This window comes from Puia sp. P3, assembly GCF_050632245.1.
Taxonomy (GTDB): Bacteria; Bacteroidota; Bacteroidia; order Chitinophagales; family Chitinophagaceae; genus Puia.
Map to the genome: position 1 here is coordinate 992206 of NZ_CP192583.1, position 20941 is coordinate 1013146.

Genomic DNA, 20941 nt, shown 5'->3' on the forward strand with positions numbered 1-20941 from the left:
CACGTATATTGCGGAAAATCCTATCAAAAATAGCATAATTACTCGATCGTCCTCCTTTATACAAACAAGCGCCTGAGGCTCTCTGACTTGTTTTGTAAGAAAATTACGCACGTAGACATATTGTGTAAACCTGTGTAATTATTTTCCCACAAATGGTATAGTTCTTGTGTGATACGCAAGACCTATGAGAGCGGACCCTAACAGGCATCAGGGTCGAAACATTTTTAATCCACATATCCTAAATGAGTCATGAACCGAACTTTACAACACCTGTCGCAAAAGAAGATTCTGGTTTTATGCTGTTTTCTGTTACTGCTCTGCGGAAATGTCTTCGCCCAGAGCGAGCCCAATGATCCGATCACTTATGACACGACCATTACCGAGAAGGCAATGGGAGAAGGTCCTTTACCTGGCAGGTAAGGATCACGAGGCAGAAAACAGACAATAGTCCGCGTCCGGCCATCTTTTCGATGCCGGGTTCCGGCGAGGTCGGCACGAGTCTGGCCAACCTCGTTGCATACGGTCCTCACTACTGGCTGAACAACGGCTGGGATGGCGGCGTCAAGCTGGGTAACGGTGTACACTACCCGATAATCATCACTGTCGAGCAGCCGACCAACAACATGCGCCCCCGGCATTTGAAGGCCGTTCTTGAAACTCTGCTGAACACATTTCCGATCAAACGCAATTCCGTTCACGTAGCCGGGCTTAGCCAGGGTTCTTACGAATGGGGTGAGCTGATCGGTTTTGCTGCTTCTGCGGGTGACGAGACTGCCATGAGCGAGATCAAGAGCTGGGTCGACCTCGAGGGCGTCGGACCCGGGGATAATTTCCTGGGCTTCGATCCTGTCTTCCCGCAGGCGTATCAGACGTGGGTAAAGAAATACGGCGGAAGGTTCTTTGGTCTCGAAGGTACTGCCGACTCGAGGAATCTCTGGCAGCTTGTCCCAGGCGATGAACAGTGCGGCCCCCAACTCGGCTTTCTTCTCTTATGAGAATATCGGCGGCGGTGCTCACTGCTGCTGGAACTCCATGTACGATCCGTCTGTGACCAACTGGACCTGTGTGGGCACGCCCGGGAATCCCAACGTGGTTCCGTCCACCAATCCGGCGAGCACGATGGGTTCCTATTTTTATTCTGCCACTACGGGGTCCAATATATTTCAGTGGATGCTGCGTCAGGGGGACACGACCCTGGTTACGGGCGGTTCATCGACTCCGCCGTCGTCGTCGCCCACGGTGAGTGCGGGCTCCAACCAGAGTCTGCAGTTGCCCACCAGCACTATCAATCTGACCGGTGTTGCCACGCCGGCTTCGGGTCATACCATTGCGTCTTCTGTATGGAGCTGGACGAGTGGCCCTGCTACTTACGCCATCAGCACACCCAACAGTCTTGCGACGGCTATCACCGGTCTGACGACGGCAGGGGCCTATATCTTTACGCTGACAGTGACCGATGACGCGGGCCAGACCAGTACTTCCCAGGTGACGGTAACTGTGAGCGCGCCTGCGCCGCCCACGGTCAGCGCGGGCAGTCCTATATCGATCACGCTGCCGACCTCGACTGTCAATCTTTCGGGTACGGCTACAGCGAATGGCGGCGCCACGATCTCTTCCACGCAGTGGACGGTGACCGGTCCCAATACGCCGGTGATCGTTTCTGCAGGTTCGCTGGCGACTGCGGTGACGGGGCTCGTGCAGGGCAACTATACTTTTACGCTGACTGCGAAAGATAATAACAACAGTACGTCGACCTCGCAGGTCGCCGTCACAGTGAGTGCGGCGAGCACTCCGCCGCCGGTGACCGGTGGTCCGAAGATCCTCGTTGCGACTGGCGAATACCAGGTATTCTTTATCGATCAGAATAAGAAGCTGTGGGGTGTGGGTACGAACCTTCGTACGCTGGGTATCAACGAGACCGGGACTCCCGGCGCTATAACTGCACTGGCGGTACCGTCAAATCTGACCTTCGTGTCTGCGGCCTCGGGCCTTCATGGCGGGGCTGCGATCGACAACAGCGGAAATGTCTGGTCCTGGGGCGACAACAGCCAGGGCCAGGTGGGTATCGGCACGGTAACCGCGACGGAGGTAATGACGCCGACCATGGTGGACAAGGACGTCAACGGCAACCCTTTTGGTAGTGTCGCTTCGATGTGCGCCTTCTTTTCGGGCAATGTCGGTCAGGGCTATTACGCTATTAAGAATGACGGAACGCTGTGGGTCTGGGGACAGACGCTCGGCGGCATGCAAGGAGATGGTACTGCGGGTACTGCCAACCTGACCCGGCCCAAGCAGGTGGTCATGCCCGGCGGGCGCCTTGTCAAACAGGTATCTGCGGGTAATCACGCGATCGTCCTTTGTACGGACGGCACTGTCTGGACCTTTGGCGGTTCGGGCGAAATGCCGCAGAACCTTGGTTATGCGGTCTCGGGAACCAGCTATTATGCTCCGGTCCAGCTGACCACTCTTTCGAATATTGCCCAGGTATCGGGCGGCGGCAGTTTCAACTATGCGCTGAAGGCCGACGGCACCCTGTACGGCTGGGGATACTATGGATATTATATGGGCGGCACGGGTGGTGTGAACTCCCCGATCGCCACGCCTACCGATCTGACTACCCGGCTCAATTTGCCAAAGCCTATCAAGACCATCGTGTCGAACATGGTCTGTACGCACGTCATCCTTAGCGATGGTACGCTGTGGGGTTGGGGGGATAATGCGCAGGGTACGATCGGTATCGGTAAAGAGTTGGATTACTCCAAGACCGCCTATCCTTATGCGTGGGACTGGAATCCGGGGGAGCTTCTTGTGCAGTCTCCCGTCCAGGTGACCACCCGGACCGACTTTGTCGGTATTTTCGCTACATGGCCGTTTGTCCTATTCACCTATGCGGAGACGTCTGACGGCCAGTTGTATTCCTGGGGGCGTAACAAGAGCGCCGTGCTTGGCAACGGCGTAGTATCGTGTTCGCCCGATGTGGCGGCGAGCTATCCGAACTCCTGGGACGTTGTGACGGCGACGCCGGTAAATCCGCTGGCGCAGACAAAGACGACGGTGGTCCCTTCGCCATATTGTATGGCTAATCCTACTACCAGTCCCTGTAATCAGTGTTCACTGGGTGTTTTCCCGGTAGCCAACGCGGGGGCGGCGACTACGATCGCGCTGCCGACCAACTCGGCGATCCTCGGACGCGAGCGCCTCTTCCAGTCCTGACGGCAGTGCGCTGACCTATACCTGGACCCTGAAGTCCGGCCCTTCAACGTATACGATCTCGGCCCCTTCTTCGGCCAAGACGCCGGTAACGGGTCTGGTACAGGGTGTTTATACTTTCCTTGTTACTGTTAAGAATGCTTCGGGCAATAGTTCGACGGCGACGGTGACCGTGACGGTCAACCCGCCTGCTTCGGTCACTCCGGTGGCCAATGCGGGTTCGAATGCGACCATCACCCTGCCGACCAACTCGGTAAACCTGGATGGCAGCGCCTCTTCGACTCCTGACGGCACGTCGCTGACCTATGCCTGGTCGCTGTTGTCGGGTCCTGCAACCTATACTATTACCAGTCCCGCTGCGGCCAAGACGCCGGTGACGGGTCTGGTGCAGGGCACATATACCTTCCTGCTGACGGTCAAGAACGGTTCGGGTGTCTCGGCGACCGCGCAGGTAACCATAACTGTCAATCCGGCTCCGGCCGTCATCCCTGTGGCCAATGCGGGCACTGCTATCAATATTACGCTGCCGGTCAATTCGGCTTCGCTGGATGGCAGCGCCTCTTCGAGCCCGGATGGCAGCTCGCTGACCTATGCGTGGTCGCTGCAGTCCGGTCCTGCCGCCTATACGATCACCAGCCCGACCGCGGCCAAGACGACCGTAACGGGTCTGGCGCAGGGGACCTATAAATTCCAGCTGACGGTCAAGAACAGCGGCGGCAATTCGGCTACCGCGACCGTGACGGTGACGGTAAGCCCTGCCGCGGTGGTCACCCCTGTGGCCAACGCGGGAGCTGACGTGAGCATTACGCTGCCGACGAGTACGGCAAATATTGACGGAAGCGCGTCTGCGAGCCCGGATGGCAGTGCGCTGACCTATGCCTGGACCTATGTTTCCGGTCCGGCAGGCTATACGATCACCAGCCCTGCAGCGGCTACGACGACCGTAACGGGTCTGGCGCAGGGTACCTATATCTTCCAGCTGACTGTAAAGAACGCCGGTGGCAACACGGCTACGGACCAGGTGACGATCACGGTCAATGCGGCTGCGACGGTCACTCCGGTGGCCAGCGTAGGGGGCCGATCGGTATCACGCTGCCGACCAACTCGGTTACGCTGGATGGCAGTGCCTCTTCGAGCCCTGACGGCAGTTCGCTGACCTATGCGTGGACCTATATCTCCGGCCCGGCCGGCTATACCATCGCAAGTCCTGCCGCGGCTAAGACGCTGGTATCGGGTCTGGTACAGGGGACGTATAAATTCCAGCTGACGGTGAAAAATAGTTCGGGCAATACGGCGACTGCGACTGTAATCGTTACTGTCGGCGCCGCGCCTGTGGTGGTCCCGGTGGCCGACGCGGGCAGCGATATCTCCATTACACTGCCGACCAGTTCGGTAAGTCTGGATGGCAGCGCGTCATCGAGTCCTGATGGCAGTGCACTTACCTATACCTGGTCGGAGCAGTCCGGTCCGGCGGCCTATACGATCGCAAGTCCTGCGACTGCGAAGACGGGTGTGACGGGTCTGGTTAAGGGTGTCTATACGTTCCAGCTGACCGTTAAGAATGCCAGCGGCAATTCTTCGACGTCGAGCGTGACCGTGACTGTCAATGCCGCGCCGGTAGTCATTCCGGTGGCCAGCGCAGCCGGGCCTATCGGGATCACACTGCCAACCAATTCGGTGACGCTGAATGGCAGTGCCTCTTCGAGTCCTGATGGCAGTGCGCTGACCTATGCGTGGAGCTATGTTTCGGGTCCGTCGAGCTATACGCTGGCGAGCCCCACGTCCGCACAGACGGCTTTGACGGGTCTGGTCGAGGGGACCTATACCTTCCTGCTCAAGGTGACCAACAGTCAGGGCAATACGGCTTCGACTTCGGTCATCGTGCTGGTGAATCCTCAGCCGGTGATCACGCCGCTTGCCAATGCCGGCGCAAATATCTCGATCACGGAGCCGGCCAGCTCGGTGACCCTTGATGGCAGTGGCTCTTCGAGCCTGGGTGGAGGCGCGCTTACCTTTGCCTGGAGCTATGTTTCGGGTCCTGCCGGATATGCGATCGCCAGTCCGACGGCGGTGAAGACCGGCGTGACGGGTCTCGTGCCGGGTACTTATGCGTTCCAGCTGAAAGTTACCAATGCGACGGGTGGCACGGCCACGGCGATGGTCTATGTATACGTGAACAGCCTCAATGTGGCGCCGGTTGCCAACGCAGGCAATGATACGACCATTACGCTTCCCACGAATAGTGTCAAACTCAACGGAACGAAGTCCTATGATCCGGATGGCACGATCGTCTCCTACAACTGGTTCATGTCCTCGGGGGCTTCCGGTGTGACCATTGTCAATGCGAATACTGCAACGCCTACGGTGGTCGGCATGCCTTCGGCCGGAAGATATACTTTCGTACTAACAGTAATGGACAATGGCGGCATGACGGCGACGGCTCCTGTTACGGTAACGCTCAATGCCGGCAGCGGTACGGGCAACCCCGGCAGCGGAAGCGCCTCTGTGATAGCCGATGCGGGCAGCGATGTCTCACTGGCTCTGCCGGCGGACAGTCTGGTCCTGGACGGAAGTCATTCGTCGGCGGTTGGCGGGACGATCACCAGCTATGTCTGGGCGCAGCTGAGCGGTCCCGGAACGGCAGTTCTGAACAATCCCGGCGGCGCGGTCTGTCCGGTGGGTGGTCTGCAGACGGGTCAGTATACCTTCCAGCTGACCGTTACGGACGACAAGGGTAATGTGGCGATGGATACGGTAGCTGTTTCGGCGGTCTTTACGAACCGGAGTGCCGAGAACATTAACGCCGATATCTTCCCCAACCCGGCGCAGGATGTCGCCAATCTGACGATCAACAGTCCGGCTACCGGCCAGATGCAGATCAATATCGTCTCGATGTCGGGTAGTCTTATACAGTCCAGCCAGTCGGATAAGAAGCTGCCCACTGAAACGCGGACGCTGAATGTAAGCAACCTTTCGAGGGGTGTCTATGTGGTGCAGATCGTGATCGGAGATGGCAGGACGAAGATCGTCAAGAAGCTCGTGAAGCAATAAGAAGTCAGACGCTGAATAGATAAAATGAAAAGAGGGTCCCGGCCGGGCCCCTCTTTTTTATTGGAAGCTGTTCTTAGAATTTGAGCAGCTGCTGGCCACCGATTCTGTTGTAACCCTGGTAAAAGGTCAGCTGGTATACGCCGGGGGCGAGGTCGCTGGTAGGAGTCTGGTGGAAGCCGCGGTTTAGCCTGAGCTGTTTGACGGTTCTTCCATTCATATCCGTAACGCCGATCATGATATTGTCAGCCTGTACGGTAATATTCAGAAGGTCTCTTACCGGGTTGGGGCTGGTCTGGACATAGACAGCGCTCTTTGAGCCGAAGCCGATGACGTCGATCTGGGAATAGCTCTTTTTGCCGTCGAGGTCGGTCTGCTGCAGGCGGTAATAATTATATCCCTGAAGAGAAGGAGAGGCATCGGTAAAGGTATAGGCGGTGGTCTTGCTGGTATTGCCGCTGGCCTTGACTGTGCCGATCGGAGAGAAGCTCACGCCGTCGGAGGATCTTTCAATAATAAAGGCGTCGGTATTCGATTCCTGCAGTGTCGTCCAGTTGAGGACGGCCTGAGAACCGGCTGCCCTGACGTTAAAACTGCCCCAGGTGAGGGGAGTGTTCCGGTCCTGGTGACGGTGACGGTGTTGCCGCTGACGGTCAGGGTGCCGATATTGGCGGGGAGGTTGGCGGTTGCGAAACTGCCCGTGAAAGTGCCTGCTGTCGCGGTCATCACTGTATAAGTCGCGCCGATGGCGTCGCCGAATGCGTTATCGACCACGGTGAGCGTCGAGGAAGAAAGATTGACGCCGTTGGCCAGTGCGACCTGGGAGTAGCTGGCGCCCGCGGTCGGGGTTGCGCTGTTGGAGACGAGGTTGACCTTGTAGGTGGGTGATCCGGTCGTAGCGAAGTTGCCGCCGACGTTGAGTATGGCTGCTGCGTTGTCGTCGCCGGGGATGACCGTGCCGGTATTGCTGCTGGTGTTCGAGAAGCTAACCTGTCCGAAGCCGCGGATCGAACCACCACTGGTAGCGAAGGTGTTGCTTACTGTTAGGTTCAGGGCGGGATCCTTCAGATACAAGACACCATTGTTGGTGAGCGTTCCGGTGTTATTGGTAAAGAGGCTGACTGCGGCTGCCGGAAGGACCGCCATCGAGTCGTTATTGATGATACTGGCGCCGTCGAGGGTAAAGAGGTTGCCGTCGATCCAGTTGATCAGGTTGCCGTTGGTCAGTACTGCGCCACCACCTACCGCTGAGGTATTTGAAAACTGGACTTCACCGCTATTGGTCGTCGGGGCGGCCAGGATACCACTGTTCTCGACTTTCAGCAGCGCGTTGAGGCGATTGAGGATGCTGCCTGTTCCGGAAACGGTCCCATTGATCAGCATACAATCTTCCGGAGTTGTCGATAGCATTGGGAGGAGTATTGGCCAGCGTGATGGTATTACCGCCACCCATTGCCAGTTTGCCGCCCGTTGCAACGACGACCTGGTCGATAGTGATCGTAGCCTGGAGGGCCACACTGTCGGTGCCAAGGATCGTTATAACGCCGTCGGTGGAAGTGGGGAATGCAGCTGCGGCTACCCAGGCAGAGCCATTCCAGGTCTGCCAGGTTGCGATAGTCGTCCAGTCGCCACCTCCTGTGCCGTTGGTCTGGTAGTCCCCGACGGACTGGGCGCTGGCTGAATTTGTCGTGACGAGAAGTGATAGGCAGGCGCAGGCAAGAAAAAGGGTAAATTTCAATTTCATTTGAAGAATTTTGCGGTGGTACTTGAATAATAGAAATTAGTGCGGTTCTTACGCAGGACATTGGAGAGAGAGCAATGTGGATATAAAAGTGAGTTTCCCGAGAGGATATAAGATTAACCCAATAGTGAGAAGGTGCAGCGTCTGGTGCCCGCCAAAGATAGAATAAAAATAAAGATACTAAAAATGGCGTTTTTCGTTTTTGCTTTAAAAAAGGGCTTTTATTTATAGTAAATTTACGGCTGAACCCCTAATTATACATGAGACGTAGGAAAGCAATAAGAAATATGGGGCTATTGTTCGGCGGAGTCCTCGCCGGAGGGGCGGGTTGGGAATGGTGGAGCCTGTACAAACGGCCCTCCATGGAGCTGCTACAGCGTAATCTGGCCCTCCTGGACGACCTGGCAGACACCATCATCCCGGCGACCGACACTCCGGGTGCAAAGGCGGCCGGGGTAGGGGCGCTGATCTTTGTGATGGTCCGGGACTGTGCCGATAGAAAGACCCAGAACAATTTCACCGAAGGGCTTCAGGATCTTATCGACAAGGCGAAGAGCAGGTACGGAAAGCGTTTTGGCGAGTGTACGGCGGCTCAGCGGGAGGCGCTGCTGGATTCCTTCGAGGACGCCGGACGGGCCGGCGGGGTGCTGGGAAAGGTCCGTAAAAGGCTGACAGGCGACAGTTTTTACACGACACTGAAAAAATACACCGTGCTCGGCTATTGTACCAGCAAGCCGGGGGCGACAGAGGCGATGCGCTACGACTATATACCGGGCAAATATGTGGGCAGTCTTCCACTCCAGCCGGGGCAGCGCAGCTGGTCGACGCGGTAGACCCTCAATCAACAAAATAAATTTTGACCATGGGTGATCCCGCACAGGACATTCATTTGAATATCAAGGCTAAGGAACAGCATACCTACGATGCGATCGTCATCGGGTCGGGTATCAGCGGGGGATGGGCTGCCAAAGAGCTCTGTGAAAAGGGCCTTAAGACGCTGGTGCTCGAGCGGGGCCGGGACGTCGTCCACGTCAAAGACTACCCTACAGCGCTGTTGAATCCCTGGGAATTTGAGCACCGGCTTCAGAACCCGGAAAAGGACCGGCAGGAGAATCCCGTTCAAAGCACGGCATACGACGAGGGGAACAAGCATTTTTTTGTCAGCGACAGGGAGCATCCTTATATCCGGGCTTCCCCCTTCCATTGGATACGAGGCTATCAGGTCGGCGGCCGTTCGCTCACCTGGGGCAGGCAGTGTTACCGGCTCAGCGACCTCGACTTTACGGCCAATGCAAAGGAGGGGATCGGCGTGGACTGGCCGATACGATACAACGATATTGCTCCGTGGTATGATTATGTCGAGCGGTTTGCCGGGATCAGCGGCCAGAAGGAAGGGCTCTCTCATTTACCAGATGGGGAATTTCTCCCAGCCATGGAAATGAACAGCCTGGAAAAGCATTTCAAGGATACGGTCATGCGCAAATTTGAGGGGCGTTGTGTGACGATGGGTCGCACGGCCAATCTTTCCACCGGGGTGGGGGGACGGGGCCCTTGTCAGTACCGCAACCTTTGCAGCCGGGGTTGTCCATTCGGCGGGTATTTCAGCAGCAATTCGGCAACCCTGCCTGCGGCGATGGCGACGGGCAATATGACCCTTCGTCCTTTTTCCGTTGTTACGGAGATCCTCTACGATCCGGATAAGAAAAGGGCAACGGGCGTCAGGGTAATGGACGCCGTGACGCACCAGACGGTGGAATATTATTCGAAGATCATTTTTTTAAATGCGTCGACCATCGGCTCGGCGGCGGTTCTGCTTCGGTCGAAGTCGCATGCCTTCCCCAACGGGATGGGCAATGGCAGCGGACAGGTGGGGCATAATCTGATGGATCATCATTTCCGTGTGGGTGCGGAAGGGATTTATGGAGGGTTCGGCGATGAATACTATTCGGGCAGAAGGCCGAATGGAATATACATCCCCCGATTTAGAAACCTGGATGGTGCGACGGGCCGTAAGGACTATGTCCGCGGGTTCGGTTATCAGGGTATCGGGTACCGTAGGATATGGATGGATACCGGGGAGAACATCTCCGGTACGGGGGCGAAGTTCAAGGACCAGCTGACCAGGCCCGGGCCTTGGGCGCTATGGCTGAGTGCATGGGGAGAGACCCTGCCATATTATGACAACCGTATCGAGCTGGATGGGGGGCAGAAGGACCAGTGGGGGCTTTCGCTCGTGAAGGTTCATTTCAGCTTTCGCGACAACGAGACGGCGATGCGAAAGGATATGCAGGCTTCGGCGGTGGAGATGCTGTCGCAGAGCGGGTTCACGGACGTCGAGCCGTTCGACTTTCATGCGGTGGGTGGGGATTGCGTGCACGAGATGGGGACGGCGAGGATGGGCCATGACCCTGCGAATTCTGTCCTCAACCGGTGGAATCAGCTGCATGAGGTAAAAAATGTTTTTCTGACGGATGGGAGTTGTATGACTTGCGTGCCAGAACCCATCGCTTACTTATATGGCGCTGACGGCGCGCGCGTGTGATTTTGCGGTGACGGAGTTAAAGAAAGGAAATTTATGATCTTGCAACGATATTGCCTTATTCTATTGATCGTCCTTCCCGCCTGTCTCAGAGGGCTGGGACAACAGCGAACGCTTCCGCGTTATCTTATCGGCTGCGGCGAATACCAGGTCTTTTTTCTAAACAATTCGACCGGTAAATTATACGGCATCAGCACCAATATGCGTCTGCTCGCGCGGGGCGATAATGACGGCGAGCCGGGACTGCCGGCAATGGTTGCCATTCCCAGGAACCGGACGATAAAGGCGGTTGCTTCCGGTCTGCACAACAGTGTTGCGGTGGATAATAATGGAGAGGTATGGACATGGGGCAGCAATGAGAACGCCCAGGCGGGTACCGGAACTTCGGAGAACCCGACAGATGATTTTCCTCACAGGATCATGCAGGATAGTCTTGGCAACCCGTTCACGAATGTTGTACAGGTTGCGTGCTGGGCCAACCAGACGGCGGAGGGCTGTCTGGCAGTGAAGGATGACGGCACGGTCTGGATATGGGGGAAGACGGGTGGAGGTTTTCGCGGCAATGGATTATATGGCGCCATCAACAAGCGGCCCGTTCGTGTCGATATCCCAGGCAATAAAAAGATCGTGAAGGTCGTAGCCGCGGAAGTGATACTTGCGCTGGCGGCGGACGGAACTGTGTATAGTTGGGGCGGTGACAACCGGCCCTTTCTGCTGGGCAGGACCGGTGCGGATTTTCGGAGGCCCACAAAAGTTAGTTTGCCAAAGCCTGCGAAAGATATTGCGGGAGCGAGCTATATCAGCTATGCGCTTGGTGTGGATGGAAAATTATATGGGTGGGGATACGCAGGAGCTTACCTGGGTATAGGTAAGGATGGGTACAAAGGAAACGAGCCTGTTGCGTTACCGCGCGACCTCAGCGACGAACTACGCCTTGCAAAGCCGGTGATGGCGATCGCAACGAACAGTGTCAGTACGCATGTGATCCTCACCGATAGCACCCTCTGGGGGTGGGGCGATAACGCGACGGGCTGTATCGGTAATGGCGAAGAACTCGATTTTGCAAATCATATGCCACCATATGCCTGGGATTTCGGTCCTGCGCAGCTATTCGTGCAGAAGCCTGTACGTATCGCACCTTCCGTGCATAACTTTACTTACCTGTCTGGAGGCAGTGCATATGTATTTTATACATACGCTGAAACAGCCGATGGGCGGCTGTTCTCGTGGGGTCGTAATAAGGGCGGCGTGCTTGGAAACGGTGTCGTAGGCGCAAGTCCTCAGATAATTTCCGTGTATCCCAACTCGTGGGATGTTCCACTGGCTACAGAGGTCGATCCCTTTGCCCTGAAGAGGTATTACGTATCAACCAGTCCCTATTGCGTACTCAATCCTGAAGGCAGTCCCTGTAATGAATACAAGATATCGGATAACCGCAAACCCGTTGCAGACGCGGGTTCTGTCGAACAGACAGCTGTTCGCGGTATCGTCCGGCTGGACGCGCGGAAGTCATACGATCCGGACGGACGTATATTGTATTACAGATGGACTCAGACCAGGGGACCGAAAAAAATAAGGATTGATACCCCTGGAAGCGATATAATTACTCTTAATAATTTGTTGAAAGGAGAATATGAAATTCTTCTGACGGTCACCGACAACTCCTGGACTACTGATAGTGTGAAGGTTAAAGTAATTGTTTCCAATTAACGTTGAGTAGCGCCCTCAGTAAATCGTACGAATAACCTCCTAATTCGTATGGATAGTGGTATTCTGGTATATTTCTTGTTTAGTGTCTACCGTTTTCTACAGGTGCACGGTTAAACCTTTTTCCAGAACAATTTTAGTAAACAAATCAATTTCATTTCTATCGGGACTATTTGGTTAGGCTCCGACAGCTAAATCCATTTTGACTATGAAAGCATTTTACACAACCAAGACCATGCTGGCTGCGTACCTCTGCTGTGTGTTTTACCTCTTTATTCCATCAACTTCTTTTGCTCAGGCCGAGCCGAACAACCCCGTCACTTACGACACAACAATTACCGAGAAAGCAAATGGTGAAGGACCTTTCACCTGGAATGTACGCATTACGAGACAGAAGTCGGACGCATCTCAGCGGCCCGGCATTTTCTTTATTCCCGGTTCCGGTGAAGTGGGCACTAACGCCGCCCTGTTGAGAAGCTATGGACCGCACTACTTTATCGCCAACGGCTGGGACGGCGGTATCAAGCTGGGAAACGGCACGCACTATCCGGTGATCGTGAGCATCCAGCAGCCGACGCAGAACATGCGTCCCCTGGCACCTGAAAGCCGTACTCGAGACGCTGCTGAACATTCTTCCGGTCAAGCGCAATTCCGTGCATGTCGCCGGTCTCAGCCAGGGTTCCTACGAATGGGGCGAGCTGATCGGCTTTTCCGCCTATTCTGGCGATCAGTCTGCGATGAGTGAGATCAAGAGCTGGGTCGACCTCGAAGGTGTTAGCCCCGGCGACAATTTCCTTGGTTACGACGCCCCCTTTCCTCAGGCCTATCAGACCTGGGTCTCCAAATATGGAGGTAAGTTCTTCGGTCTCGAAGGAACGAATGATTCCCGTAATATATGGAAACTGTCCCAGCCGATGAATTCGGCAAAGGCTAATTCTGCCTACTTCGCATACGAGAACATCGGCGGCGGTGCGCACTGCTGCTGGAACTCGATGTTCGATCCTTCCGTAAAGAGCTGGATCGCCGGTCAGAACGCCAATGTTGTCGCCTCCACGAATCCGGCGACTACGTATGGCTCCTATTTTTATTCTGCTACAACGGGCTCCAGTGTGTTCCAGTGGATGATCCGTCAGGGCGATACTTCGATGGTTGGTTCTGTGAGCGCGCCTCCTCCAACGAGCACTACGGCGCCGACCGTCACTTTCAGCGGTCCGGTCTCCACCCAGTTGCCGACCAATACGATTACGCTGTATCCTTCTGTAACATATTACGGCGGGGCGACGCTGAAGTCGCGGACGCTCAGCCAGGTCAAGTGGTCCGAATACGGCCGTCCTTACCAATATCACAGGCACGACTCCGTATGTGGGCGGGATGGTAGCTGGCACTTATTACTTTAAAGAGACTGTTACGGACAGCTATGGCAATGTCGGATCTGCAACGGTGAGTATCACCTGCCGGGCTGCAACGTCCACGACGTCTTCCACGACCTCTTCGACGGACGCGATAAGCACGCAGGCTCCTACGGTGACGTTCAGCGGTCCGGTATCTACACAGCTGCCTACCAATACGATCACGCTGTATCCGTCGGCTACCTTCTATAGCGGTGCCACGCTGAAGTCGCGGACGCTCAGCCAGGTCAGCGGTCCGAGCACGGCTACGCTTACCAATGTGACCGGCACTACGCCGTACGTAGGGAACATGGTTGCGGGTACCTACTCTTTCAGGGAGACGGTGACGGACAGCTACGGCAACACGGGTTCGGGCACGGTCAGCATTACCTGCCGTCCGGCTTCGACGACCGGTTCTACGGGCGGTACCGGTTCGACGGGTACTACCAGCGGTACGGGTACTGTTACGCCTTCCATGGTCAAGACCTTTGTGGCCCCCGGCGAGTACCAGGTGTTCTTCCTCGATCAGAACAAGAAACTCTATAGTATCGGCACAAATCTTTATACGCAGGGTGTGAATGGCGCCGGTGTCCCCGGTACCACGCTGAAGCCTGCGGTGCCTTCCACGCTGACCTTTAATTATGCGGCGGCCGGTCTGCATGGCGGTGCAGCCGTCGACAACAACGGCAATGTATGGGCATGGGGTGACAATGATCAGGGCCAGTGCGGCAATGGGGTGACCAGCACCAGCCAGCAGCTGACTCCGGTGCAGGTCACTACCGATGTGACTGGGGCCACCTTCACCAATGTCAAATTCCTGACCGCCTTCTACTCGGGCAACGTCAGCAGCGGATGGTATGCCATCAAGAATGACGGCACCCTTTGGGTCTGGGGTCAGACGCTCGGCGGTATGCAGGGCGATGGGACAACGGGTAACACGGCCCTGACGCGTCCCAAGCAGATCTCTGCCTGGTGGCCGGAAGGCTTCGCAGATCGTTGCGGGTAACCACGCTATCGTCCTTATGACCGACGGTACCGTGTGGGTATTCGGCGGATCTGGTGAGATGCCGCAGAACCTTGGCTATGCTTCTACTTCGACCAGCTATCTGAGTCTGGTGCAGCTCGACGGGTCTTTCCAATATTGTCCAGGTGTCCGGCGGTGGTCCGTTCAACTACGCTCTCGACGCCAACGGCAAGCTGTTTGGATGGGGATACTGGGGTGCTTACCTCGGTGGCGCCAGTGTCAACAACCCGGTCGCAACGCCGACCGATCTGACCAGCCGGCTGAACCTGCCGAAAGCGATCAAGATGGTGACGTCCAATATGGATTGTACGCACGTGATCCTTACCGACGGCACGCTTTGGGGCTGGGGTGAGAACGCGCAGGGTGAGATAGGCATCGGCTCGGAGCGCAACTGGGCTACGGCTCCCTACCCCTATTCGTGGGACTACAGCCCGATGCAGCAGATGCAGATAGCGCCGATAAAGATAACTTCAAGGACTGATTTTGTCGCAGTATTCGGTACGCAGCCGTTCGTAATGTATACCTACGCTGAAACGTCCGACGGAACGATCTACTCGTGGGGAAGGAATAAGGGTGGTGTACTCGCCAACGGCATCACGGGATGCAGCAGCGTAACCGCATCTTATCCCAACTCATGGGACGTTACCTCGCCGACGATCGTCACCCCGCTGGCCGTGACCGTTGCCACGCAGGTGCCTTCGCCCTACTGCATCGCGCATCCGACCACTTCGCCCTGCAACTCCTGTTCACTGACAAGTATTGCAACGAAGGCGACGGCTGACGAGCCCGGGGCTACTACGGCAAGCGCGAATACCCTGGCTGCCGACGCTGCCAGCACCTCGCTGACGAAGGAAGCGCTCGATATCTATCCGACCGTCACCAACGGTACGCTGAATATCCGTCTCGCCAGCGATGTTACCGGGATGGTTCAGATGGCCATCTACGATGTCAGCGGAAGGCTGATGGAGATCGACAGGACGGGCAAGGAAGGACAGATCATGACGCAGACCCTCAATGTATCGAGACTGCCCGCGGGTATCTATACCATGCAGGTACTCATCGGTACGCAGAAGAGAATGACGGGACGATTCGTCAAGCAATAACAGAATACCTGATCGTACACTTATAATCAACGGGCGGTTTACTGCCTCTCAAGGGCCTCAGCTTTAGCAGCTGGGGCCTTTTTCTTTAGTGAGAGCAGCCACCAGATGGTCCAGGACCCGAAGATGATCATAAAGGGATGCGCCGGATAGGCGTACCGGGGAATGGCCACAAGAATAGTATGGATACCTGTCAGCACGACGAAGGGGAGGATCAGCAGCCAGGCGTCGAAACTCCTGCGGTTGAGCCAGAAGCCGACAATACCGAAGACGACCAGGAAGAAATTACAAAGGCCCAGCATCAGTCTGGTGGCCGGCGACCGGAACCCCTGTGCGTCGGAAGCGACAAAGCCCCACAGTTCCCAGAGATTGGCGATGCGCTGGCTCAAAAATTCCCCCGGTTCTTTCTTCATATGGTCCATATATAGTTGGACGGCCTTGTCCTCGGTGTCGATCTGCGGGTATTTATCGCCTATTTCGAAGTCGATATAGTTGCCTTTGGCGGTGACCGAGTAGAGGATGTTGATACGGGCGTTGCCTTCTATGGAAAACTTACCTGTCTGTAAGTAACAGTAAGAGCCGAGGAGAATGATAGGAATGAAAGCCGTGATTAACAGGCGGTAGTTGAGCCGTCGTTTCCAGACGAGCTCGATCGCGACGATGAGAAGAAAGACGGGAGCTATGTTGGTTCTGACCAGGGTTGTCAGGCCGAAGAAGAGGCCGCTGAGCCAGTTCTTTTGCCGGAAATAATAATAGTAAGACCCCAGGAGGAAGAAGAAGGTCGGCCCCTCGGACATGATCCAGCGGACATAGTTGAGCAGGGGAGGGAAGATGGCGAAGATGATACCGGCGGTGAGTGCCACCGTCCTGTTCTTCAGGGTACGGAGGGCGATGTCGTAGACGAACCAGATAGTTGTGGTCGACATGAAGATATTGAGCCAGAGCAGGAGTGTCTGGGAGTGGTTGGCGGTGATCTGTTTGGCGATGAAGACCATCAGCGGGTATCCGTTGGGGAAATAGTTGAGATAGCGCCCCTCCCGGAGGATCTCGGCCTGGCGGTAGTATTCGAAGGAGTCCCTGTGCATGTGGATCAGCGGGACGAAGAACACGAATGCTACCCGTATCAGGAATCCGGCGACGAGCAGGATGGTCAGGGCCTTCTTCGATCGGGCCGGATCGAGCGGATCTTTAGGGAGGGAATGGGCTTGGTTCATGATCGGTTTTTTAACGAAAGGGTTTATAGAAAGCTATTTTTGCAAGGGCGAGCATCGGTCTGTCACCGCTGCTGTCGCCGTAGGCATAGATCTCGTTGTATTCATCCAGCGGGTGTTGCTGACGGATGCGTCTGACTTTTTCTTTGCCGTGACAGTTGGCCCCTTCGATGGAGCCTGTGAGTACGGGCCGGTCTTTTTTGGTGGTTACCGAGAGTTGTGTAGCGATGAGGGATGCTCCTTCCGATGCTGCCCATTTGCTGATCCAGTTGGACGGCGAGGCGGAGACGATGACGATCTCGGCGTCCAGGTCTTTGAGCTTTTTCAGCTCGTCCAGCGCTTTGGGGCGAAGGAGGCCAGGCAGCATTTCGGTGGAGAAGCGGTCGCAGCTGGCCTGAAAGTCGTCGAGCGGGCGGTTACGGAAGAAAAAGGAGAGCACCCTTTCCTTGGCCTTCTGGTTGGAGATGATCTTCAGCTTCCAGGCGGCCAGCCATGGTGCGGCCAGCAGAAATCCGAGGCCGAACAGTAGTCCGCCTCTGTCATAGCGGATAAATTCAAGCAGCGTATCCTTTGTTGTAATCGTGCCGTCGAAGTCGAATAATGCGATGCGCCTGTTCATTCGTCAGAGTTTGAGCTTTTTGAACATAAATTCCGGTATGCTTTTGATGATCAGCATGATCCAGCGCCAGAACCATTTGACGTAGATCACGTTCTTTTTCCTGCGGCGGCAGCATAGATGGCCTGGGCCACTTTGTCGGGTGTGGCGGTCAGCAGGGGTGAGAGGGGCATTCCCTCCGTCATGCGGGTATATACGAAGCCGGGCTTCACGGTCAGCACGTGGATGTTCTTGTGGTACAGTCGGTTACGAAGGCCGGAGAGGTAGGCGGTAAAGCCCGCCTTGGCGCTGCCATACAGGTAGTTGCTCTGGCGTCCCCTTTCTCCCGCTACGCTGCTGATGCCGACGATGAGGCCATGGCCCCGGGCCTCGTAGCGCGAGGCGGCTATATTCAGGATGCTGACGGCGCCGGTGTAATTGGAATCGAGGATGGTCCTGCATTCGGTCCAGTCCTTTTCCGCCTTTTCGTTGTCTCCGAGGAGTCCGAAGACGCAGATGGTGATGTCGGGTATGACCGGGAGGGCATCGAAGAATGCCTTGTGTCCGCCGAAGTCGAGGGCGTCAAATTCGTGCATTGTACAGGAGACCCCGTACCGGATGGCGAGGTCCGACTGGATTGGTGCAAGCCGGCTGGTCCGGCGAGAAGCCAGCTGAAGGTCGTAGCCGTGGGAGGCGTATGTTTTGGCGAGGCTGGCTGCTATGTCCGAGCTCGCGCCCAGTATAAGCACTGAAGGCATCTCCTATGAACGATTTTTAGTTAATTGAACAGTTGTATATCCTTTATATACAGTAACACGATATAGCTGGCTACCCAGAGGAGCAGCGTGATCTGTATAAAGCGGTCCCGGTACAGGATCTTGGTTGGTGAGCCGCTATCGGCCGTTACATAGATGATCTGGAGGTATCGCATCAGTCCTGCAAATACGAAGATGCAGGGTATAATAGAGTCTCGAGGTACCCATCTTGCGGGTCGTCTCGTCCGATATGGTATACATCAGGTAGGCGACGGGGATGACCGCGCAGACGATGGCCAGCAGCACATTGAGCAGCTCGAGATTGTATCCTTTGATCGACTTTCTCATGTCGGTGCCGCTGCTGATCTTGAGGAGGACGTCGTCCCTGCGTTTGCCGATGGCCATAAAGATAGCCAGCAGGAATACCATGATCACGATCCACTCCGACAGCGGCACAAAGCTAACGACGGCGCCGGCCTTTATGCGCAGGACGAAGCCGATGGCCAGAATGAAGATATCGAGAATGGCGACGGACTTCAGCCCGAGTGAATAGGCGAGGTTGATCAGGAAATAGATGGCCAGGACGAAGAGGAATTTCTCGCGGATCAGCCAGGCGATGGTAAACCCTCCTATCACGAGCACGATCATAATGATGATGGCGGCGGTTGGGGAGACGGTGCCTGCGGCCAGCGGGCGTTTGCATTTTGTGGGGTGTTTTCGGTCGTCTTCCCGGTCGCGGTAGTCATTGAGGATATAAATACTGCTCGCGGTGAAGCTAAATGCGATAAAAGCCAGAAATACGGCCGTCAGCTTGGCAGGATCGAGAATTCCCCGGCAAAGAACAAGGGTATGAAAAGAAACAGATTTTTAGCCCAATCTTTCGGTCTGAGAAGTTTAAGATACGCCACAGCATTAAATTATCGCGACAAAGTACAAACAAAAAGACAAAATTTATAATATTGTCTCGAAATAATATCAAGTTAACCCACCCGTTATGCGTCGAAACCTGACCCGAAATTTAGAGCTGCTGATCATTTGCTTTCTCGCTATTGTTCCTTTATTCATCCACCTGCCATACAGGGTCAATATTTTCCTGTCCTGGGAGGGGGCGTATCGTATCAGTCAGGGTCAGCTGCCCTTCAGGGATTTCGGGACTCCTCTTGGGGGGATGTACTGGGTTATCCCTGCGTTATTTTTTAGATTACTTGGTTCGGGCCTGTTTACGCTGATAGTGGCGCAGGTCTTTATCAATATTATCTCGGGGCTTGCGTTCAGGTCGATCCTGAAGAGTCTCGGCGTCGATGCCGGGGTCCGGCTGGCCGCGGTGCTGCTGTTTTGCATTTCGTACTCGTTCTTTAATTTCTGGCCGTGGTATAATCATTCGGTTATAGTCTATGAGCCTGGTGGGGCTTGCGTTTGTTCTATCGTATATGGCTGGGGGCGGTGTCTGGTGGAAGCTGGCTGCGGGGTCGTTGTTCGTGCTCTGTTCGTTTCTTACCAAGCAGGACGGCGGCGGTCTGGCGATATTGACTGCGCTGGTGCTGCTGGCTTATCATGGATTGCAAAGCAGACGGTGGATGCCATTGCTGATATTTGCCGCGTCGTTTGTTGTCTTGTGCCTTATCGTGATGCTGCCGTTGTCGCACTATGGGTTCGGTTACTGGTTCAACCATGGGCAGCCTCCGCATACTGCGAGGGTCTCGCCGTTCGATATCGTCTCTGAATTTTTGGAGCGAGTCAGTGGATAAAATTCTATATCGCTCTGATCGTGCTGCTGCTGGTGTTTCGCTACCGTGGCTGGCGGCAACTGGCCGAAGACCGTCAAACCGTGCTGATCGTATTGCTGACGATATGTATCCTGGGTGAGGCCAGCGTGCTGCAGGTGACCAGCTATACGCCTCCGGACAACAATATCTTTTTTCACAGTTTTGCTTTTGTGTGCGTGTTGACGCTGCTGGCGCCGCTGCTGCCGGTGAAGTTGGGTTCTCCGCGAATATATATCACGCTGTGCTGCTGCGTGCTGCTGTGGTGGAGCGGAGTTTGGTGGAAGTATACGCAGCGGGTGGCTGGAAAGTTCCTGGCGTCCAAAGCGGCGGCTTCGCCTACGGGTGAGAATGTGATCAATAAAGATACCTATATGATCAACCGGGATACGACGACGGAGATCCCGACCGAAAAGTGGGTAGAGTGCGGATTGCCCGCTTTCCGGAAGATAACGATGCCGGCGCCTACAGTGGATGGCATCCGCCGGCTGATGGAAATGCCGGTGGTAAAAGGGGGAAGAGGGGGCGATCTGAAAGTACTGAATATGTCCGAGCTGACGCCGCTGGCGGAAGAGATACCGTATCGGCTGGAGCGAAATCCGCAGCTACCGCTGTGGTTTCACCTTGGGGTGGGCATGTTCAACCGTCAGGCGGAAATTTATGAGACGAGGATCAGGGACCACTATTATGATCTGGTCCTGTTCGAATATGTTCCAACGCTGAATAATTTTTATCCTTTCCGGGTGAGGGATTCCCTGCAGGTGCACTATTCGAAGGTGGATTCTTTTATGGCACCGCGGCGGGGAGGGGAGACCCAGGGGGTTATCGAGGTTTTTGTGAAGCAGAAGGAGTAATTTTAC

The 20941-nt window shown here is 55.5% G+C and carries 21 protein-coding genes and 2 pseudogenes; 15 read left to right on the forward strand and 8 right to left on the reverse strand.

Going from position 1 to position 20941, the window contains the following annotated elements:
* Positions 1-470: 470 nt before the first annotated feature.
* The 6 genes and pseudogenes from ACQ86N_RS05610 to ACQ86N_RS05635 all read left to right on the forward strand — a co-directional run bounded on the left by ACQ86N_RS05610 (position 471) and on the right by ACQ86N_RS05635 (position 6261).
* The gene (locus ACQ86N_RS05610) at positions 471-995 is read left to right on the forward strand and encodes a hypothetical protein (protein ID WP_431214323.1); all 525 of its coding nucleotides are present in this window, start codon (positions 471-473) and stop codon (positions 993-995) included.
* Positions 955-3213, forward strand: a complete 2259-nt coding sequence (locus ACQ86N_RS05615) for a PKD domain-containing protein (RefSeq protein WP_431214324.1) — start codon at positions 955-957, stop codon at positions 3211-3213. The genes ACQ86N_RS05610 and ACQ86N_RS05615 overlap by 41 nt, the downstream gene beginning before the upstream one ends.
* Positions 3214-3241: 28 nt before the next feature.
* Positions 3242-3331: pseudogene (locus ACQ86N_RS05620) on the forward strand (hypothetical protein); the annotation flags it as partial.
* Between the two features lie 51 nt (positions 3332-3382).
* The gene (locus ACQ86N_RS05625; RefSeq protein ID WP_431214325.1) at positions 3383-4366 is read left to right on the forward strand and encodes a PKD domain-containing protein; all 984 of its coding nucleotides are present in this window, start codon (positions 3383-3385) and stop codon (positions 4364-4366) included.
* Positions 4324-4470 (forward strand): annotated as a pseudogene (locus ACQ86N_RS05630) (PKD domain-containing protein); the annotation flags it as partial. The gene ACQ86N_RS05625 and the pseudogene ACQ86N_RS05630, both read left to right, overlap by 43 nt.
* Positions 4471-4479: 9 nt before the next feature.
* Positions 4480-6261, forward strand: coding sequence for a PKD domain-containing protein (locus ACQ86N_RS05635; protein WP_431214326.1), 1782 nt, complete (start codon positions 4480-4482; stop codon positions 6259-6261).
* Between the two features lie 73 nt (positions 6262-6334).
* On the opposite strand, the gene ACQ86N_RS05640 is transcribed toward ACQ86N_RS05635, so the two are convergent.
* The 3 genes from ACQ86N_RS05640 to ACQ86N_RS05650 are packed head-to-tail and all read right to left on the reverse strand — an operon-like array spanning position 6335 to position 8002.
* Positions 6335-6751, reverse strand: a complete 417-nt coding sequence (locus tag ACQ86N_RS05640) for a T9SS type A sorting domain-containing protein (RefSeq protein WP_431214327.1) — start codon at positions 6749-6751, stop codon at positions 6335-6337.
* Positions 6748-7641 (reverse strand): hypothetical protein, encoded by an 894-nt coding sequence (locus ACQ86N_RS05645; RefSeq protein WP_431214328.1) that lies wholly within the window; start codon positions 7639-7641, stop codon positions 6748-6750. The genes ACQ86N_RS05640 and ACQ86N_RS05645 overlap by 4 nt, the downstream gene beginning before the upstream one ends.
* The gene (locus ACQ86N_RS05650; RefSeq protein ID WP_431214329.1) at positions 7535-8002 is read right to left on the reverse strand and encodes a hypothetical protein; all 468 of its coding nucleotides are present in this window, start codon (positions 8000-8002) and stop codon (positions 7535-7537) included. The genes ACQ86N_RS05645 and ACQ86N_RS05650 overlap by 107 nt, the downstream gene beginning before the upstream one ends.
* 284 nt (positions 8003-8286) lie before the next feature.
* On the opposite strand from ACQ86N_RS05650, the gene ACQ86N_RS05655 reads away from it, so the two are divergent.
* From ACQ86N_RS05655 to ACQ86N_RS05685, 7 genes are all read left to right on the forward strand, one after another.
* The gene (locus ACQ86N_RS05655; RefSeq protein ID WP_431214330.1) at positions 8287-8832 is read left to right on the forward strand and encodes a gluconate 2-dehydrogenase subunit 3 family protein; all 546 of its coding nucleotides are present in this window, start codon (positions 8287-8289) and stop codon (positions 8830-8832) included.
* A gap of 29 nt (positions 8833-8861) precedes the next feature.
* Entirely contained in the window at positions 8862-10541 is a 1680-nt protein-coding gene (locus ACQ86N_RS05660; protein WP_431214331.1) for a GMC oxidoreductase, read from the forward strand.
* A gap of 33 nt (positions 10542-10574) precedes the next feature.
* Complete coding sequence (locus tag ACQ86N_RS05665) at positions 10575-12248, forward strand: PKD domain-containing protein (RefSeq protein WP_431214332.1); 1674 nt, start codon at positions 10575-10577, stop codon at positions 12246-12248.
* Between the two features lie 205 nt (positions 12249-12453).
* Positions 12454-12990 (forward strand): hypothetical protein, encoded by a 537-nt coding sequence (locus tag ACQ86N_RS05670; RefSeq protein ID WP_431214333.1) that lies wholly within the window; start codon positions 12454-12456, stop codon positions 12988-12990.
* Positions 12899-13642, forward strand: a complete 744-nt coding sequence (locus ACQ86N_RS05675; RefSeq protein ID WP_431214334.1) for a hypothetical protein — start codon at positions 12899-12901, stop codon at positions 13640-13642. The genes ACQ86N_RS05670 and ACQ86N_RS05675 overlap by 92 nt, the downstream gene beginning before the upstream one ends.
* A complete protein-coding gene (locus ACQ86N_RS05680) occupies positions 13617-14639 on the forward strand; it encodes a PKD domain-containing protein (RefSeq protein WP_431214335.1) in 1023 nt (340 codons plus the stop codon). The genes ACQ86N_RS05675 and ACQ86N_RS05680 overlap by 26 nt, the downstream gene beginning before the upstream one ends.
* Before the next feature lie 143 nt (positions 14640-14782).
* A complete protein-coding gene (locus ACQ86N_RS05685; protein WP_431214336.1) occupies positions 14783-15760 on the forward strand; it encodes a T9SS type A sorting domain-containing protein in 978 nt (325 codons plus the stop codon).
* A gap of 38 nt (positions 15761-15798) precedes the next feature.
* Here ACQ86N_RS05685 and ACQ86N_RS05690 read toward each other — a convergent pair whose 3' ends face one another.
* The 5 genes from ACQ86N_RS05690 to ACQ86N_RS05710 form a co-directional block, all read right to left on the reverse strand.
* Positions 15799-16971: an ArnT family glycosyltransferase gene (locus tag ACQ86N_RS05690; RefSeq protein WP_431214337.1), complete on the reverse strand. Its 1173-nt coding sequence runs from the start codon at positions 16969-16971 to the stop codon at positions 15799-15801.
* Positions 16972-16981: 10 nt separating this feature from the next.
* Positions 16982-17587: an HAD family hydrolase gene (locus tag ACQ86N_RS05695; protein ID WP_431214338.1), complete on the reverse strand. Its 606-nt coding sequence runs from the start codon at positions 17585-17587 to the stop codon at positions 16982-16984.
* 86 nt (positions 17588-17673) lie between these two features.
* The gene (locus tag ACQ86N_RS05700; RefSeq protein WP_431214339.1) at positions 17674-18321 is read right to left on the reverse strand and encodes an SDR family oxidoreductase; all 648 of its coding nucleotides are present in this window, start codon (positions 18319-18321) and stop codon (positions 17674-17676) included.
* 20 nt (positions 18322-18341) lie between these two features.
* Complete coding sequence (locus ACQ86N_RS05705; RefSeq protein WP_431214340.1) at positions 18342-18494, reverse strand: hypothetical protein; 153 nt, start codon at positions 18492-18494, stop codon at positions 18342-18344.
* Positions 18457-19146 carry a UbiA prenyltransferase family protein gene (locus ACQ86N_RS05710; protein WP_431217286.1) on the reverse strand — a complete coding sequence of 230 codons (690 nt, stop codon included), beginning with the start codon at positions 19144-19146 and terminating at the stop codon, positions 18457-18459. The genes ACQ86N_RS05705 and ACQ86N_RS05710 overlap by 38 nt, the downstream gene beginning before the upstream one ends.
* A 602-nt stretch (positions 19147-19748) precedes the next feature.
* Between ACQ86N_RS05710 and ACQ86N_RS05715 the strand changes: the two genes are divergently transcribed.
* Together ACQ86N_RS05715 and ACQ86N_RS05720 are read left to right on the forward strand one after the other, a co-directional pair.
* Positions 19749-20066, forward strand: coding sequence for a hypothetical protein (locus ACQ86N_RS05715; RefSeq protein ID WP_431214341.1), 318 nt, complete (start codon positions 19749-19751; stop codon positions 20064-20066).
* A gap of 20 nt (positions 20067-20086) precedes the next feature.
* Positions 20087-20935: a hypothetical protein gene (locus ACQ86N_RS05720; RefSeq protein ID WP_431214342.1), complete on the forward strand. Its 849-nt coding sequence runs from the start codon at positions 20087-20089 to the stop codon at positions 20933-20935.
* Positions 20936-20941 lie beyond the last annotated feature (6 nt).

Bases quoted from the DNA above. Each gene is read 5' to 3' on its own strand.
- ACQ86N_RS05705 (WP_431214340.1), bottom strand. From the start codon at position 18,494: ATGCGATACCTCCAGATCATCTATGTAACGGCCGATAGCGGCTCACCA.
- ACQ86N_RS05715 (WP_431214341.1), top strand. From the start codon at position 19,749: ATGGCTGGGGGCGGTGTCTGGTGGAAGCTGGCTGCGGGGTCGTTGTTC.
- ACQ86N_RS05660 (WP_431214331.1), top strand. From the start codon at position 8,862: ATGGGTGATCCCGCACAGGACATTCATTTGAATATCAAGGCTAAGGAA.
- ACQ86N_RS05655 (WP_431214330.1), top strand. From the start codon at position 8,287: ATGGGGCTATTGTTCGGCGGAGTCCTCGCCGGAGGGGCGGGTTGGGAA.
- ACQ86N_RS05695 (WP_431214338.1), bottom strand. From the start codon at position 17,587: ATGAACAGGCGCATCGCATTATTCGACTTCGACGGCACGATTACAACA.
- ACQ86N_RS05670 (WP_431214333.1), top strand. From the start codon at position 12,454: ATGAAAGCATTTTACACAACCAAGACCATGCTGGCTGCGTACCTCTGC.
- ACQ86N_RS05645 (WP_431214328.1), bottom strand. From the start codon at position 7,641: ATGCTGATCAATGGGACCGTTTCCGGAACAGGCAGCATCCTCAATCGC.
- ACQ86N_RS05665 (WP_431214332.1), top strand. From the start codon at position 10,575: ATGATCTTGCAACGATATTGCCTTATTCTATTGATCGTCCTTCCCGCC.
- ACQ86N_RS05615 (WP_431214324.1), top strand. From the start codon at position 955: ATGAACAGTGCGGCCCCCAACTCGGCTTTCTTCTCTTATGAGAATATC.
- ACQ86N_RS05680 (WP_431214335.1), top strand. From the start codon at position 13,617: ATGGTAGCTGGCACTTATTACTTTAAAGAGACTGTTACGGACAGCTAT.
- ACQ86N_RS05610 (WP_431214323.1), top strand. From the start codon at position 471: ATGCCGGGTTCCGGCGAGGTCGGCACGAGTCTGGCCAACCTCGTTGCA.
- ACQ86N_RS05690 (WP_431214337.1), bottom strand. From the start codon at position 16,971: ATGAACCAAGCCCATTCCCTCCCTAAAGATCCGCTCGATCCGGCCCGA.
- ACQ86N_RS05700 (WP_431214339.1), bottom strand. From the start codon at position 18,321: ATGCCTTCAGTGCTTATACTGGGCGCGAGCTCGGACATAGCAGCCAGC.
- ACQ86N_RS05650 (WP_431214329.1), bottom strand. From the start codon at position 8,002: ATGAAATTGAAATTTACCCTTTTTCTTGCCTGCGCCTGCCTATCACTT.